General features: G+C 56.7%; 13 protein-coding genes and 1 pseudogene. 7 read left to right on the forward strand and 7 right to left on the reverse strand.

What is annotated here, in order from left to right; translation table 11 throughout:
• Window positions 1–59 precede the first annotated feature (59 nt).
• Together ELR57_RS01320 and ELR57_RS01325 are read left to right on the forward strand one after the other, a co-directional pair.
• Complete coding sequence (locus tag ELR57_RS01320) at window positions 60–2,120, forward strand: beta-galactosidase (protein ID WP_126956469.1); 2,061 nt, start codon at window positions 60–62, stop codon at window positions 2,118–2,120.
• 99 nt (window positions 2,121–2,219) lie between these two features.
• The gene (locus ELR57_RS01325; RefSeq protein ID WP_126956471.1) at window positions 2,220–2,966 is read left to right on the forward strand and encodes a Bax inhibitor-1/YccA family protein; all 747 of its coding nucleotides are present in this window, start codon (window positions 2,220–2,222) and stop codon (window positions 2,964–2,966) included.
• A gap of 229 nt (window positions 2,967–3,195) precedes the next feature.
• Here the strand turns inward: ELR57_RS01325 and ELR57_RS01330 are convergent, their stop codons facing one another.
• Window positions 3,196–3,747: a hypothetical protein gene (locus ELR57_RS01330; RefSeq protein ID WP_238162365.1), complete on the reverse strand. Its 552-nt coding sequence runs from the start codon at window positions 3,745–3,747 to the stop codon at window positions 3,196–3,198.
• A 213-nt stretch (window positions 3,748–3,960) separates the two neighbouring features.
• Here ELR57_RS01330 and ELR57_RS01335 point away from each other — a divergent pair, with 213 nt between their 5' ends.
• Complete coding sequence (locus ELR57_RS01335; protein ID WP_158629892.1) at window positions 3,961–5,058, forward strand: glycosyltransferase family protein; 1,098 nt, start codon at window positions 3,961–3,963, stop codon at window positions 5,056–5,058.
• A 30-nt stretch (window positions 5,059–5,088) separates the two neighbouring features.
• On the forward strand, window positions 5,089–6,171 hold the full coding sequence (locus ELR57_RS01340) for a glycosyltransferase WbsX family protein (protein ID WP_126956475.1): 1,083 nt from the start codon (window positions 5,089–5,091) through the stop codon (window positions 6,169–6,171).
• A 44-nt stretch (window positions 6,172–6,215) separates the two neighbouring features.
• Here the strand turns inward: ELR57_RS01340 and ELR57_RS01345 are convergent, their stop codons facing one another.
• Window positions 6,216–6,647, reverse strand: a complete 432-nt coding sequence (locus tag ELR57_RS01345; protein ID WP_126956477.1) for a MarR family winged helix-turn-helix transcriptional regulator — start codon at window positions 6,645–6,647, stop codon at window positions 6,216–6,218.
• Between the two features lie 116 nt (window positions 6,648–6,763).
• On the opposite strand from ELR57_RS01345, the gene ELR57_RS01350 reads away from it, so the two are divergent.
• Together ELR57_RS01350 and ELR57_RS28190 are read left to right on the forward strand one after the other, a co-directional pair.
• Complete coding sequence (locus ELR57_RS01350) at window positions 6,764–7,351, forward strand: NAD(P)H-dependent oxidoreductase (RefSeq protein ID WP_126956479.1); 588 nt, start codon at window positions 6,764–6,766, stop codon at window positions 7,349–7,351.
• 592 nt (window positions 7,352–7,943) lie between these two features.
• Window positions 7,944–8,228, forward strand: a pseudogene (locus ELR57_RS28190) (HNH endonuclease); the annotation flags it as partial.
• A 25-nt stretch (window positions 8,229–8,253) separates the two neighbouring features.
• Here ELR57_RS28190 and ELR57_RS01360 read toward each other — a convergent pair.
• The 4 genes from ELR57_RS01360 to ELR57_RS01375 form a co-directional block, all read right to left on the reverse strand.
• Window positions 8,254–9,486 carry a cation diffusion facilitator family transporter gene (locus ELR57_RS01360; RefSeq protein ID WP_126956481.1) on the reverse strand — a complete coding sequence of 411 codons (1,233 nt, stop codon included), beginning with the start codon at window positions 9,484–9,486 and terminating at the stop codon, window positions 8,254–8,256.
• 405 nt (window positions 9,487–9,891) lie between these two features.
• Window positions 9,892–11,076 carry a YhgE/Pip domain-containing protein gene (locus ELR57_RS01365; RefSeq protein WP_126956483.1) on the reverse strand — a complete coding sequence of 395 codons (1,185 nt, stop codon included), beginning with the start codon at window positions 11,074–11,076 and terminating at the stop codon, window positions 9,892–9,894.
• A gap of 17 nt (window positions 11,077–11,093) precedes the next feature.
• Complete coding sequence (locus ELR57_RS01370; protein ID WP_126956485.1) at window positions 11,094–12,257, reverse strand: YhgE/Pip domain-containing protein; 1,164 nt, start codon at window positions 12,255–12,257, stop codon at window positions 11,094–11,096.
• Between the two features lie 287 nt (window positions 12,258–12,544).
• Window positions 12,545–13,084 (reverse strand): PadR family transcriptional regulator, encoded by a 540-nt coding sequence (locus ELR57_RS01375; protein WP_126956487.1) that lies wholly within the window; start codon window positions 13,082–13,084, stop codon window positions 12,545–12,547.
• 224 nt (window positions 13,085–13,308) lie between these two features.
• Between ELR57_RS01375 and ELR57_RS01380 the strand changes: the two genes are divergently transcribed.
• Window positions 13,309–13,770, forward strand: a complete 462-nt coding sequence (locus tag ELR57_RS01380) for a CBS domain-containing protein (RefSeq protein WP_126956489.1) — start codon at window positions 13,309–13,311, stop codon at window positions 13,768–13,770.
• Window positions 13,771–13,851: 81 nt separating this feature from the next.
• Here the strand turns inward: ELR57_RS01380 and ELR57_RS01385 are convergent, their stop codons facing one another.
• Window positions 13,852–14,367: a hypothetical protein gene (locus ELR57_RS01385; protein WP_126956491.1), complete on the reverse strand. Its 516-nt coding sequence runs from the start codon at window positions 14,365–14,367 to the stop codon at window positions 13,852–13,854.
• Between the last annotated feature and the right edge of the window lie 133 nt (window positions 14,368–14,500).

Consider the following 14,500-nt stretch of genomic DNA (forward strand, 5'->3'; position numbering starts at 1 on the left):
TTAATATCAAAGGCAGATAAGCGAATCAGCCGATTATTTCGTAGAGGAGTGACCTTGCAATGAACAAGAGATTTCCGCCGGTCAGCGCTGCGCTGCCCGTCATGATGCACGGCGCCGATTACAATCCCGACCAATGGCAGCACGACCCGAAGGTGCTCGAGGAAGACATCCGTCTGATGAAGCTGGCAGGCTGCAACGCGATGTCCGTCGGCATCTTCTCCTGGGCGGCTCTGGAGCCGAGCGAGGGACGCTTCGAATTCGGGTGGCTGGACCGTCTCCTGGACTCCTTCGCGGCGAACGGCCTGTACGCCTGGTTGGCGACGCCGAGCGGCGCGCGGCCGGCTTGGATGTCCGCGAAGTATCCCGAGGTTCTGCGCGTGGAAGCGAATCGGGTACGCAACCTGCACGGCATGAGGCACAACCACTGCTATTCCTCTCCGATTTATCGCGAGAAGACGGCGATTCTGAACGCCAAGCTGGCAGAGAGATACGCGAAGCATCCGGCCGTCGTCGGCTGGCACATCTCCAATGAATTCGGAGGGGAGTGCCATTGCGAGCTGTGCCAGGAGGAATTCCGCAAGTGGCTTCAGGAGAAGTATGCGACGCTGGACGCGCTTAATTCGGCGTGGTGGGCTTCCTTCTGGGCTCATACCTACACGGACTGGGCGCAGATCGAATCTCCGGCGCCGCACGGCGAGTCGATGGTTCACGGGCATAACCTGGATTGGCGCCGGTTCGTGACGGATCGGACCGTGTCCTTCTGCCGTCATGAGATCGAGGCCGTTCGCGGCGCGAATCCCGATCTTCCGGTCACGACGAACATGCATATGATCGAGGGCTTGGACTATCGGCGCTTCGCGGACGAGCTGGACGTCATCTCCTGGGACAGCTACCCGTTGTGGCACGAGCGCAAGGACGACAGCGAGCTGGCGGCCTTCGTCGGTTTCTATCATGACCTGTTCCGATCCCTGAAGAAGAAGCCGTTCCTGCTTATGGAGAGCACGCCGAGCCTGACCAATTGGCAGTCGGTCAGCAAGCTGAAGCGTCCCGGGATGCACAAGCTCTCTTCTCTTCAGGCAGTCGCGCACGGTTCCGATTCCGTCCAATACTTCCAATGGCGCAAAAGCCGGGGCTCGAGCGAGAAGTTCCACGGAGCGGTTGTCGATCACGTCGGCCATGAGCACACTCGCGTCTTCGCCGATGTGGCCGAGCTCGGACGGACGCTCGCGGGCTTAACGGAAGTGGTCGGTACTTCGACTCCGGCCGAGACGGCCATCCTGTTCGACTGGGACAACCGCTGGGCCGTCAAGGATGCCCAAGGACCGCGGAATATGGGCCTACACTATGAAGAGACGGTGTACGCGCATCATCGCGCGCTGTGGTCTCTCGGCGTACCGACGGACGTGATCGGCTCGGAGGACGAGTTCTCCGGCTATCGGCTGATCGTCGCCCCGATGCTGTATCTGTGCCGGGAAGAGACCGGCAAGAAGCTGGAGCAATTCGTGGAGGCAGGGGGAACGCTTGTGGCGACCTACTGGTCGGGCATCGTGGACGAGCACGACCTCTGCCATCTCGGCGGATTCCCCGGGCCTCTGAGGAAGACGCTGGGAATCTGGGCGGAGGAGATCGAGGGCTTGCATGACGACGATCGCAACGGAGTGATCCTTCTGCCCGGAGACGAGCTTGAGCTGGAAGGGACGTTCGAGGCTCGCGAGCTGTGCGAGCTCATCCATGCGGAGACGGCCGAAGTGCTCGGCGTCTACGCGGACGACTTCTATGCCGGCCGTCCGGCGCTGACGAGGAATCGGCTCGGGCTAGGCCAAGCGTATTATATGGCGACAAGGCTGAAGGACGACTTCCTTGGCGAATTCTATTGGAAGATCGCCGATTCCGCAGGGGTGCGCAAAGCGTTGGAGGTTAAGCTGCCTGAAGGCGTGACGGCTCAGGTCCGCTCGGACGGGGTGTCTGACTATGTCTTCGTCATGAACTTCAGCGGCGAACCGCGTTCGGTCTCGTTGGATGGACGGGTTTACGTCGATTTGGAATCGGCGGAGGAGGCAGGGGCGCGCATCGAGCTTCCGGTGAACGGTATTCGTATCCTCAAGAGCTCTTCTATTTAAGGCTTGGGCCTTCTATCGCCTATCGTCTCGGAATAATATGGGAAATAAGGCTTGGATATGGTACACTCGTATCAAATATCCGATAGAGGTGATCCTCACTTGATAGGTCGCAGCGGCAATCCGACATTAAACGAGAACACGTTCAAACGCACGACGGGGTACGGCAATAGCGCATCGCTCATGACGATCGAGGGCACGGTCAACAAGACGTTCATCACGTTGGTGCTGCTTCTGGCCGGCGCGTTCGTCAGTTGGTCGAGATACTTCGATGGCTACGACGTGGGGGCTTACGCCATCGGCGGGGCCATCGGGGGCTTCATCCTGTCCCTGATCATCAGCTTCAACCCTCCGAGCGCTCCTTATCTGGTTCCGATCTACGGCATTCTGGAAGGCGTCTTCCTCGGCGCTCTCTCGGCGATTTACGAGGATCGCTTTGATGGAATCACCTTGCAAGCCGCCTTGCTGACCATGGGCGTGTTCCTTGCCTTGCTCTTCGCTTATAAGTCAAGGCTGATCAAGGCGACGGAGAACTTCAAGCTTGGCGTCTTCTCCGCCACCGTAGGCGTCATGATCGTTTACCTGCTCAGCTTCGTTCTCGGCCTGTTCGGAGTCGAGATGCCTTACCTTCATGATACCGGCTGGGTCGGCATCCTGATCTCCCTCGTCATCGTTGCCATTGCGGCTCTCAACCTGGTGCTGGACTTCGACTTTATCGAATCCGGCGCGCAGCAGGGAGCTCCCAAGTACATGGAATGGTATGGCGCTTTCGGCCTGATGGTGACGCTCGTGTGGCTGTATGTCGAGATGCTCAGGCTTCTGGCCAAGGTGTTCAGCAACCGCGACTGAGGAATCGATCATAATGATGCAGAATTATGCAGAAGCAAAGCAAAGCCGCCTCCGATGAGGCGGCTTTCTTATTTCATATGCAATCAAAAGCCCTTTCAGTTTCCCGTGGGGAAGTCGAAAGGGCTAATTGTTTTAGTATACCAGGTCCGTCTTGTAGGCGTGAGACCCCCGACTAAGAAACGAAGGGAGATTACTATATTTCTTCTATTTTAAATAGCAAGAGCAGTCCTCAAGCCAGCTGAATGGCCAGAGCGGGAATTGCCCCGCTGGCGTCGACGAACAGAATGTAATTCATTCCGTTCGTGCCTTTAAGAACGAGTCCGGGTTGGTTCGCGATTCCGGGGTTGTAGTAGCGCACCTGCTGGGAAGCGGGAATGCCGGCGGGAAGAGAAGGCAAGTTGGCGACCAGCAGCTGGGCCGCGGCTTGAACGCTGCCTAACGATCTTACGCTCTGGTTAATTTGCAAACTTCCGACGACCATCTGATTGCCGTTCACCTGAAAATTCTGATCGATCGTCTGATTGCCGTTTACCTGAAGATTGCCGAAGATGGTCTCGCTTCCGTTCAGCTGCAGGTTGCCGAAGATAGTCTCGTTGTTGTTGACCTGCAAGTTCCCGTCGATCGTCTCGCTGCCATTCACCTGGAGATCGCCGAATATCGTCTGGTTTCCGTTCAGTTGAATATCGGTAGCGATGGTCACGCTCCCGTTCAGCTTCATATCTCCGTCCAGCGTCATATTGCCGTCTATTTCGACCTGATCAAATGTCGGCAGAACAATCACCCTCCCCTTCCGTTTGCTCCCTATCAGTATATGTGGACGAAGCTTGCCGGACATGGTACCCTTGCACATTTTCTATAAGCACAGGCGTCCCTGATAGACACGAATCTATCGGCGACATTGGTCGAATACCTACAAACAAAGGGGATTCGGACGCATATAGTAGTTTAGTCCAAAGAAATGCGCGAGCGCCGAGGAGAAGAGGGATGGCGACGAATGAAGAAGGCATCCAAGCTAAAGCCGACGGCAACCCAAGCCTCGAACCGTTGGCTCGTCAATCAGATGAAGCGGGCCCTTGCCGATAAGCTGGATCCGGTCATCGGAGCCGTAGCGGATTATCACCGGAGCGTGTATCGCAGCCTTCAAGAGAGCCTGCGCCTTCTGCAAGACTTCCGGGAGCAGAACGAACGCGGCCGGAGGGTGCCGAAGAAGCTCAAGGTGCTATTGATCGAGGGAGCTTTCGGGGAGAACGAGTCGATCTCCGTGAACTTGCTGGAGGACGCGCTTCGACATCTCGTTCGAGAGGTAGTCACCGTGAAAGCAAGCGGAGAATGGGCGAAGGATATGGAAGATCAGAGTTATGATCTTGCGATCGTGCTCGGCGGGGAAGAACTGCCGTCCGAGGAGAACATGGCGGCGCTTCAGGCCACTTCCGCTCTCAAAGCCGTCTGGCTGTCGGACCAGGATGGAGTGACCGATGTCGAGCGTCGGCTGGCGCAAGCGGCGGATCATGTATTCACTCAGAACAGAGAGAACCTCATCGTCTATCAATCTCTTGGCTGCGAAAGCTGCCGATGCTTGCCGTTCGCTGCGGATACGGAGCTTTATTACCCGCGGCAGACGGAGAGGGGGTTCGGTTCCGATGTGCTTCTCGTCGGCAGCCTTTACCGGAATCCCCTGCTGGGGGAGCTGGCGCGATCCCCCGTGCTGGCGAATTTGCAGATTCGGACGCTCGGTGAGGGCTGGGAGACGCTCGGCGACTGGGTCGTTTCCGCAACGGAGGCGGAAGCGGCCGAATATTTTAACGGCGCCAAACTGGTCGTGAACGGCAGTTTCTCCCTGCATCGGGCTCATGAGATCTCGGCGTGCGGAGCGTTTCAGCTTTATCAAGAGCGGGGAATATCGGCTTCGCTCGATTCGGATACCCACTGGCTCCTCTATCGATCCCTTCCGGAGGCGGAGGAGCTGATCAAGCGCTTCCTGCTTGAGCCGGACGAGAGAAGATGGATGGCTTCGCGCGCGTTGATGGACAACAAATACCATCATTCTTTTCTGCAGCAGGGTTCGGAGCTTCTGAGAACGGTCTTCGCTTAAGGGGGACGCCGCGATGGGGAGGAGCAAGAGTTGAAAATAATCGCGTTCCTGCTTCCCCAATTCCATCGGATCGAAGAGAATGACCGATGGTGGGGAGAAGGATTCACGGAATGGACGAATGTGAGGCGCGCCAGGTCCCTGTACCCTGCGCATAAGCAGCCGCGCGTTCCTGCCGAGGAGAACTACTACGACCTGACTGACCCGGCGGCTCGGGCAAGGCAGGCGGAATTGGCGCGAGAATACGGAATATACGGGTTCTGTTATTACCATTACTGGTTCGCGGGGAAGCAGCTTCTGGAGAAGCCTTTGGGCGAGGTTCTGAGGAGCGGGGAACCGGAATTCCCGTTCTGTCTCTCTTGGGCGAACGAACCGTGGACGAGACGATGGGACGGAATGGATTCGGAGATTCTGATGCCGCAGAGCTACGGCGAAGAGGACGATTGGACGCGGCACTTCGAATGCCTGCTGGAGGCGTTCCGGGATCCGCGCTATATCCGCGTGGACGGCAAGCCGCTGCTGTCGATCTACCGGCCGGCCCACATTCCCCGTTGCGAGGAGATGCTGCTGCATTGGCGGAAGCTCGCGGTGCAGAACGGACTCGGCGGCTTGCACCTTGTCCGGACGTTGGGAGGCTTCCGATCGGGAACCTCCGCCGGCTTCGATGCCAGCGTGGAATTCGAGCCGCATTATACGTTCGCTCACGGAATGCTGCAACCCCATTGGGATCGCGTGCGGGTTGACGGCCGACCGCACTTGACGGTCGATTACGATCGCGTATGGTCGTCCATTCTGCATCGATCGCCGCATCGGCAAGGAGAGAGGATCTACCCGGGAGCCTTCGTGAACTGGGACAATACTCCCCGCAAGGGGGCGGAAGGCCAGAGCACGATCGGCATGACGCCGGCGAAGTTCGAGCGGTACTTGACCCGGCAGCTGGAGAAGGCGAGGAGAGAATACGGAAGCGAGTTCGTGTTCCTCAACGCTTGGAACGAATGGGCGGAGGGGGCTTATCTGGAACCGGATCAAGAGCATGGATACCGCTGTCTGGAAGCCGTTCGGCAAGCGTTATTGAAGCAGAGCAAAGCCAGTCCCGCCGCCGATTACGGCGACTGAGGACCGGCTTTTTTTGCTCTTTTCTTTTGAGTCGTGTCGGTCAGTTAGAAAACCTTATCCTTCAGAAGATGAACAGCGCGAATAACCTCTTCGTAATCCTTGTCGGTCAAGCCCTGCACTCTTTGGAGGAACTTGCCGTAGACGACCTGGAAAACCTCGTCCATCTGTGCTTGTCCCTTCGGGGAGAGACGGATATATTGCTTGCGCTTGTCCTCGGGATCCGCGAACTTCTCGCAGAGTCCCTTCTCGCTCAGCTTCCTCAGCTCGCGGCTCGTATTCGGCAAGGACATATGCTGGCAATCGCTCATTTCGCTTATCGTCACGGGCCCACTCCGATGAGCGGCCAAATATTCCAGCATGCTGTATTGGACAGGGGTGATCCCTTCGATGCGGATGTCTTTCGTGAATTCATGCTTCGCTTCGATAACCGCCGCGATGAAGGTTACAAGATTGCCGAATAGCGCTTTCTGGTCCATGTCGTCACCTCTAGAGCAAAGATAACAAATCGCTTATCATAAAACAATTATCAATTGACAACTAAATTGGGGAGTGATACCTTATGGTTATCAAATGATAACTAAAGAGGTGTCCAATGAGAACTCTTGCGATCTACGCGCATCCGAATCACGACAGCTTGAGCTATGCTTTTCTTCAGCAGGTCTTGCAGGGAATCCGGGACCATGCCGCCAAGCCGGAAATTCAAGTGCTCGACCTGTACGAGGAACGTTTCGATCCGATTCTGGTGTTCAACAAGGAGAAGCGGCGCCGGGATATGCATGCCGACCCCGATCTGGAGCGCTACCGGGAGCAGCTGCTCTGGGCGGACCGGATCGTGATGGTCTACCCGATCTGGTGGGGCAGGCCGCCCGCTATTCTGCTCGGCTATATCGACCGGATGTTCGCCTCCGGCTTCGCTTACCGGGACAACGGGAAGCTGCTTCCGGAGGGCTTGCTGAAGGGCAAATCGGCGGTCTGCGTCTCCACGATGAAAGGGCCGGCGAAGTACCCGCTGCTCTGGCTTCACGACGCGCACAAGGTGCTGATGAAGAAGGCTTTGTTCAACTACGTGGGCATTAAGAAGGTGAGATTCTTCGAATTCGGCAGCATGGAGAGTGCCAAGGGGAGACAAGCGGAGAAGCTGAAGAAGGTCTATCGTTACTTCCTTCGTTCGGGATCCTGACCGTATAAGTCTTTGGTGGGAAGAAAGGAGGAAACTTTATGCTATAATTGGAATAAGAGTGCAGCGAAAGAGAGGCGGAATAGACGGCGAACCTATCTGCCGTCGGTTCCTGATGGGATATATGGAGAGCTTAGAGACGGATATCCACCCGACGAAAAAATGCCCCCAGTGCGGAACGGAGAAGCCGATCGCCGAATTTCGGGCCAGAAGCGGCAAGCGCGGGGGACGCCGGAATCGCCGCGGCACCTGCCGCAGCTGCCGGACCCTAGCCGTTCGGGTAACGGAGAATAGCCTTCCGGAGCCTGCGGCGGCGCTGCTTGCTCCTGCAAGGGAGGTCCTTGCAGAAGCGGAGACGCCGGCGGATCAAACTCAACCGAAGGCTTCGAGAAAAAGAAAGAGGAGAAGAAGCAAGAAGACGGCATCTTCTTCTCCAGCGGCGGCTATCTCCGCCGCGGCGCCGGCAGCTTCGGCTTCACCGGCCGCACCGACAGCAAGGCCGGCTTCCGGGAAGCGCGCTGCCGTTCGCGCGGAAGCCGGCTCCGCGACACTGGGAGTGAAGGATCTTCGGCCGACGCGGCAGGGGTTTATTCGGATGCGCGGCAAGACGGACAACGGACGCCGATGGTACCAGGAGGTCGACCTGGAGCTTGCGGAGACGCTCGTTCGCGAGCATGCCGCCGTCGTCGTCAATCGGTACACGATACGGCGCATCTACACGAACAAGGAATTCCGCAAGCTTATCCTGACCCGCGACAATTACACCTGCTGCTTCTGCGGCGAGTACGGCGACACGATCGACCACTTGCTTCCGAGAGCCAAGGGAGGCCATACGACTCCCGATAATTGCGTCTGCGCATGCATGGCATGCAACCAATCCAAGGCCGACCGCGACGTGGATGAGTTCATCGCGCGGGGCTTCCCTCCGGAACCCGTCCGGCAGCCGGCGGAGCCGACTCCGACGATGGGCAGTGCAGCTCCCCGTGATCCAACCGCGAATTCTCGACTTGGATCGTCGCATGGCGGAGATTGAAACGGTCCCTCAGCAGCGTCACGGCCTGCTGAAGAATCTCCTGATGGCTGCGATCGTCTTCGATCAAGAGATGGCAGCTGACCGAGTTCAGCTCGGATGTTATCGTCCAGATATGGAGATCATGGACATCCCGGATTCCATCGATACGGCTTAGCGCTTCGCGCACGGCGCCGGCGTCGATCGAATCCGGGGTTCCTTCCAATAGGATATGGAAGGTGCTCTTGAGAACCCCCCACGCTCCCCGGAGAATAAGAAGCGCAACCAGGATGCTGATAGCCGGATCGGCCCAGTACCAGGAGAACAAGCTCATGAGCAGCCCCGCGCCGATCGCCCCGACGGAACCCAATGCATCCCCCAGCACATGGAGATAGGCGCTCTTCACGTTGAGGTTGCCCTTCACATCGCTTTGGCGAATGAGGAACCAGGCGCTTGCCAGGTTAGCGAGCAAGCCGACAGACGCAATCGCCATCATGGCGCCGCTGGCGATCTCGGGCGGGTTCGCGAAACGTTGGATCGCCTCCCATACGATAATTCCGGCAACGACGAACAACGCGGCTCCGTTGATGAGAGCGGCCATGATCTCGAAGCGGCGGAAGCCGAAGCTTAGCTTCGGAGTGGACGGGCGGCGAGCCAGCCCGAGCGCGATGAGGCTAAGCAGCAGCGAAGCGGTATCGCTGAGCATGTGGCCGGAGTCCGACAGCAGCGCAAGGCTGTTGGTGACAAGTCCGCCGACGAATTCGAGCACCATGATTCCGGCCGTAATGAGGAGAGCGATGAGTAAGCCCTTCTTATTATTCGGCGCGTGCGAATGATGGCCGTGCCCATGTCCATGTCCATGTCCATGCCCATGTCCATGCCCATGATGATGGTCGTGATGGTCGTGATGGTCGTGGCTTTGATTAGCGTGGCTATGAGGGTGATCGTGATGATGGTCATGCTTATGATCGAGATCATGGTTAGGACCATGGCCGGAATCAGAGCCGGAGTCATGGCTAGAATCATGGCTAGAATCATGGCTGTCTTGACCCTGGCTGCAGCGAGCCTGCTCCTCCGAATGGCTGTGGCGTTCCTGATCGTCCGCGGTATTCTTTGAAGTGTCTCTCATGAGGCTTCCTCCCCACTAACATATGAACATATGCTCATATATGTATATTACTCTCGCCGGCCTTGCCTAGCAAGCTTATTTTGTCAGGAAGAGCGGAATCGTTGCCCTTATTGCCCCCATGGCAATCGCCGAAGCTGCAGAGCCGCGCCGCCTTAGCCAGTATAACCACCCCGCCGCCATCGCACGCGATCCAATAGCGGAGCCGGATCTTCTATCGTATTCCTTCGGCAAGCCGGCGTTCAGCCAGCAAAAAAAACAAAAAAATCCCCATGCTCTGCGCCAGGGCAGAACATGGGGCAAGTCGGCGGTCCATCGTGCAATCCGGAATCGGATGAACGAAAGAACGAATGGATCATAACCCAAAGCTAATCGCCCGAATCGGGAGAGCGGCGCGGGGGCTGAACATTAATGAACGGGCTGCGCGGCAGGTGCCGCCGTGCCTTGTGCGGCCGTCACCTCCTTGTCCTTCTGCTTGAACTTCCAGTGGTGAAGGCCAAGAACGATCGCTCCGCAGACAACGGCGTACAAGACGAGCTTGAGCAGCAGTTCTCCCGTGCCTCCCCCGCCGAACAGGAAGTTGAAGTCCAGGTGCACCGGATAGTACATCACGGTCAGCGGGCTTATGAACTTGAAGAACGAGTACATCATCTGCGGAGCCATAACGGCGCCGTTGGCGATCGTCATGGCGAGCATGATCGGGATGTTGATCATCGATCCCATCTGTCCGAACAGCAGGAAGAGGATCGAGAGGAATTCGATGGATGCGAATGCCTCCAGGGAATGCGACAACCAAGTGCCGAAGAAGGCGGCGGCGGTATGCTTCTGAATCAAGAAATAGATAGCCAAGCCCGGCAGAGGAGCAAGAATGGAGACGACGAGATTTGCTCCCTGAAGGGCAAAGAACGATTGCCGCTTGCCCATCTTGCGTTTAAGCGCATGGAATCCGTTCAAGGAGATCATCGTGAACATCATCGCGCCGACGTACATCGACATGGGCAGGAACATCGGAGCCATCTGATTGTGCATGCCGGCCGGAACCTGGTTGGTCAGAACCATGTTGGCCGCGATCTTGGACGGAACTCCCGCCGCCAGCGCCGCGGCTTCTTCCTCGCCGACGTTAAGCTGCCGAAGCGTGCCTTGGACGGTCTGCACCGCCAGTTGTTGGTTGAAGGCCGTCGTGACTTGATTGATCACGGACTGCATCGTAGACGATACGGTGGATGGATTCGATTGGTTGATGAAGAAGTTCAATTTGACCTGCTCGCCCGGATCGGCGATCTTCTCCGAGAAGTCCTCCGGAATCTGAACGATCATGTGGATCTTGCGGTCATCCAGGTCTTCCTTCGCCTGCTCGAGGGTCGTATGGACATCTAGCTTGAACGGCAGCTGCCTGCTCAGGCCGTCCGCGATTCCGGCGCCCGCTTCTCCCTTATCGTCGTTCAGGAGGGCGACGGTCATGCTTGGGAGATTCTTGGGGATAGCCGTATACCCCGGAAGGAACACCAGAAGCATCAATGATTCGAAGAAGAGGAACATCACGAATCCGCTGATGAACGCTTTATTTCTAAGAAGAGTAAGCACATTCTTCATGTCGGCACCTCGTTTCGTTAGGATTCGGTCGCGAGGACCCCGGCGGGTTCGGCCTCTTGCTTCTTGGCCGTCTTGCGCCAGTAGATCAGGGTGTTAATCAGGATGGCGGCAGCGGCCATCAGGACGAGGCCAAGGATATGCTCTCCCGCCTTGCCGCCTCCGAACATCAGGCTCATATCGGCTTGGGCGCTATAGAACATGACGGAGATATAGCTCACGAACCGATAGAAGTCGGGCATGACCTCTTGGGGCATCATCACGCCGCTCGTAATGGATTGAACGAGAATGAAGAACATGGAGACCATCATTCCCGCTTGACCGAGCAGGAAGAAGAACATGCCCATGAATTCGATGGCGGCGAACATCTCAAGGGCGTGCAGACCCCACATCTTGAAGAAGGTCTCCATTCCGTAGCTTTGGAAGGCGAAGGCGATTAATAGCCCGATTAGAGGAGCGAATACCGCGACCGCGGCGCTGCCTCCGTGGAAGCTGGCGAAGGCTTTCCACTTGCCCATCGAAGGAATGAGGGTCTTCGCGGCTCCCGTCGCCAGCATGGCGAAGATCATCGCGCCGACGACGGACACCATGGACAGGAACATCGGGGCGACCTGATTCTGCATGCCGGCAGGAATCGGGTTGGAGATGTCGACCTCGGCAGCCATCTTCGTTGCGATTCCCGCGGCGAGCGCCTTGGCTTGTTCTTCCGGCATATTGTGCGAGGCGAAGAGCTGCTCCGCATTCTGCGCGGCGAGCTGCTGATTAAGCGTCGCGGTCAGTTGAGCCGCGACTTGCTGCATCGATGAGGCGACCATTACCGGGTTCGATTGGTTGATATAGAAGTCGAGCGGAGCTTGTTCTCCCGCCGCGGTCATCTTCTCGGTGAAGTTCTCCGGAATGCGGATGATCATATGAAGGTCGCGATTATCCAACTCTTCTTGGGCATGAGCCAGGTTCACGTCCGTGATCAGCTTGAAGGGAAGCTCCTTGGCCAGGCTCTCGGCAATCGTCTTGCCGACCTGCTCGTCTTCGTTCACGATAGCGACGCTAAGCTTGTTCAGATTGTCCGTCATGGCGCCGTATCCGCTCATATAGATGAGGATAAAGACGATTTGGTAGAAGACGGCCATGAAGATGCCGCCGATCACCATCTTGTGCTTTAAGAATGTCAGGATGTTTCTCATATTTAGCTCCTCCCTGTCCAATATACCCAAACTGTAATACTCTAATTAGAGTAATATAATTATGAAGAATACCTCTGAAAGCTGTTCCCTGTCAACCGGGGCAAAAGTCCAGATTGCCCTGAAAACAGCAAAAAACGCCCCGGAAGGGCGTCTTCGTGAATAGCGTTCAACTAATGGTCATATCTTGTTCATCAGCCGCAGACCGACGTATGAGGGCAATCACGGACGCACCGATCGCCGAGACAATGAGGACGGAGCCAGCTTCGCCTCCGGAATCGGTACCGGATTCACATGGCTTTGGCGTAATCCAGTATCTTGCCGAGCCATTCGAGGTCCACGCGGGCCCGCGACATGGAGTGCTCGTGAAGGAAGGCCGCGTTCCGTACGGTAGGATGATTCTCGTGCTGTTTGGGAACCGTGCTCCATGCTTTGTCGTATCGGTGAATTTTCTTGTTGATGGCGTCCATGCAATCCTCTATCAATCCGATCACCCGTTCCTTGCTCGCGTGATGCAGGAACAAGATGGGGGCGTAGAGGTTGGTGATATCCTTAAAGGTGCGGAAGCTCTTATAGATCATCTCCACGAGGGCTTCACGTCCGAGGTCCGTAATTCCGTACAAGGTGCGCTCGGGGCGGTTCTCTTCCTTGGAGACCATGATTCTCTCGATATACTTCTGCTTGGCCAAGGCTTCGAAGTGGTAATACAAGGTTCCGTCCGAGACTTTGACCTCCGGGGCTATATTCTCCTGCTTGAAGATCTTCTTTATATCATAGGGATGACGGTGTCCCTCGCATAGGATTCCCAGGATAAAGATTTGCAGCGACATGCGATAAAGGCCCCCCGTCCGATTCTCCCCGTGCTCGACAGATTGGTTGCGCGCAAGCGGGATTTCTTTTCTATTCTACACGAAACAAGAAGGGGATACACCCTGCAGGACCAATTCCATCGGCGGAAAAGGAAAGCGGTTGACACCCATTCCGCGTGTTGTACAATTCTGTTATCGGGTACGGCAAGCGTGGTTTGGCATTCCATCGATAAGAGGCGATTGCGATGAAAGCACATGACGTGATGATCGCGCAGGTATACAAGGTCAAGGAGACCGATACCGTACGACAGGTCATTGAGAGATTTATCGACCACGGCATCAGCGGGGTGCCCGTCGTCAACGAGGCGAATGCCATCGTCGGCTATATTAGCGATGGCGACATCATGCGTTACATCGGCCGGCCGGAGTTCGGGGTGCTCGATACGATCTCCTACGCGTTCCATGTGCGGGTGGATGACAACCTGGAGCCCTTCGAAGAGAGAACGAAGCGCCTGCTGAGTCTAAACGTGATGGATATCGCTCAGAAAAAAGTCATTACGGCCGATTGGGACGAGGAGCTCGAGGATATCGCTGCCATTCTGGGGAAGAAGCGGATCAAGAAGCTTCCGGTTGTCCGCAATGGCGTGCTGGCGGGGATTATCAGCAGGGGCAATGTGGTCCGGCATTCGTTCAAAAATTTATTATAACGTCCGCCATAACGGAAAAAGGCTGTCTCCGGGTCGTCGCGTGAAGCGGCAACCCATGGAGACAGCCTTTCATATGAAGTCTTACAGCTGTTGTTCTCTCTTGCGCGATAGGATGAACAGGCCGCCGATCAGGATCAGCGCCGCCGCAAGGATCGGACGGGAATGCGCCAGGTTGCTGAACAGGTAACCGATCGAGAATACCGTGAAGAACAGCATGGAGAGAGCGGTCAGGATCGTAATCGGGATGAGCAGCCAGCGATTCCGGCTTCCGAACCAGTAGAGCTCGAACAAGCCGAAGGCGACGGCGAAGATGTAGCCGGGCCAGGTGAAGCTCCACGAATCGGTGAGAGCCGACAGCTGGAAGACGATACCGTCCACGAGCAGAATGCCTCCCGGCACGAGCATTCCCACCCCTTTGCGGTTCAGCATGTAGAAATACATCCAATGGAAGAACACGCCTAGAGGGATGACGAACATCGTCGGCCAGCCGTAAGCGAAGACGTTGCCCGCGTCGAACGACCGGTCCCCCTGGAAGAATAACAGAATGCCCAGAACGACCAGCAGAACGCCCGGGAGCCATCCTCGATTTAAGCTCATGCGACTCTCTCCTTTTTCCTCAACGATTTATCATTAGCTTTAGCCTACCACTGCATCCCGGCATTGTCCCCCATCGGAGAGGGGAGAAGCGGTCAGCCCGAGGTCTGATTGACAGACGGCCTCACTTGTGTTA

This window comes from Cohnella sp. AR92, from assembly GCF_003990975.1.
Classification (GTDB): Bacteria; Bacillota; Bacilli; order Paenibacillales; family Paenibacillaceae; genus Cohnella.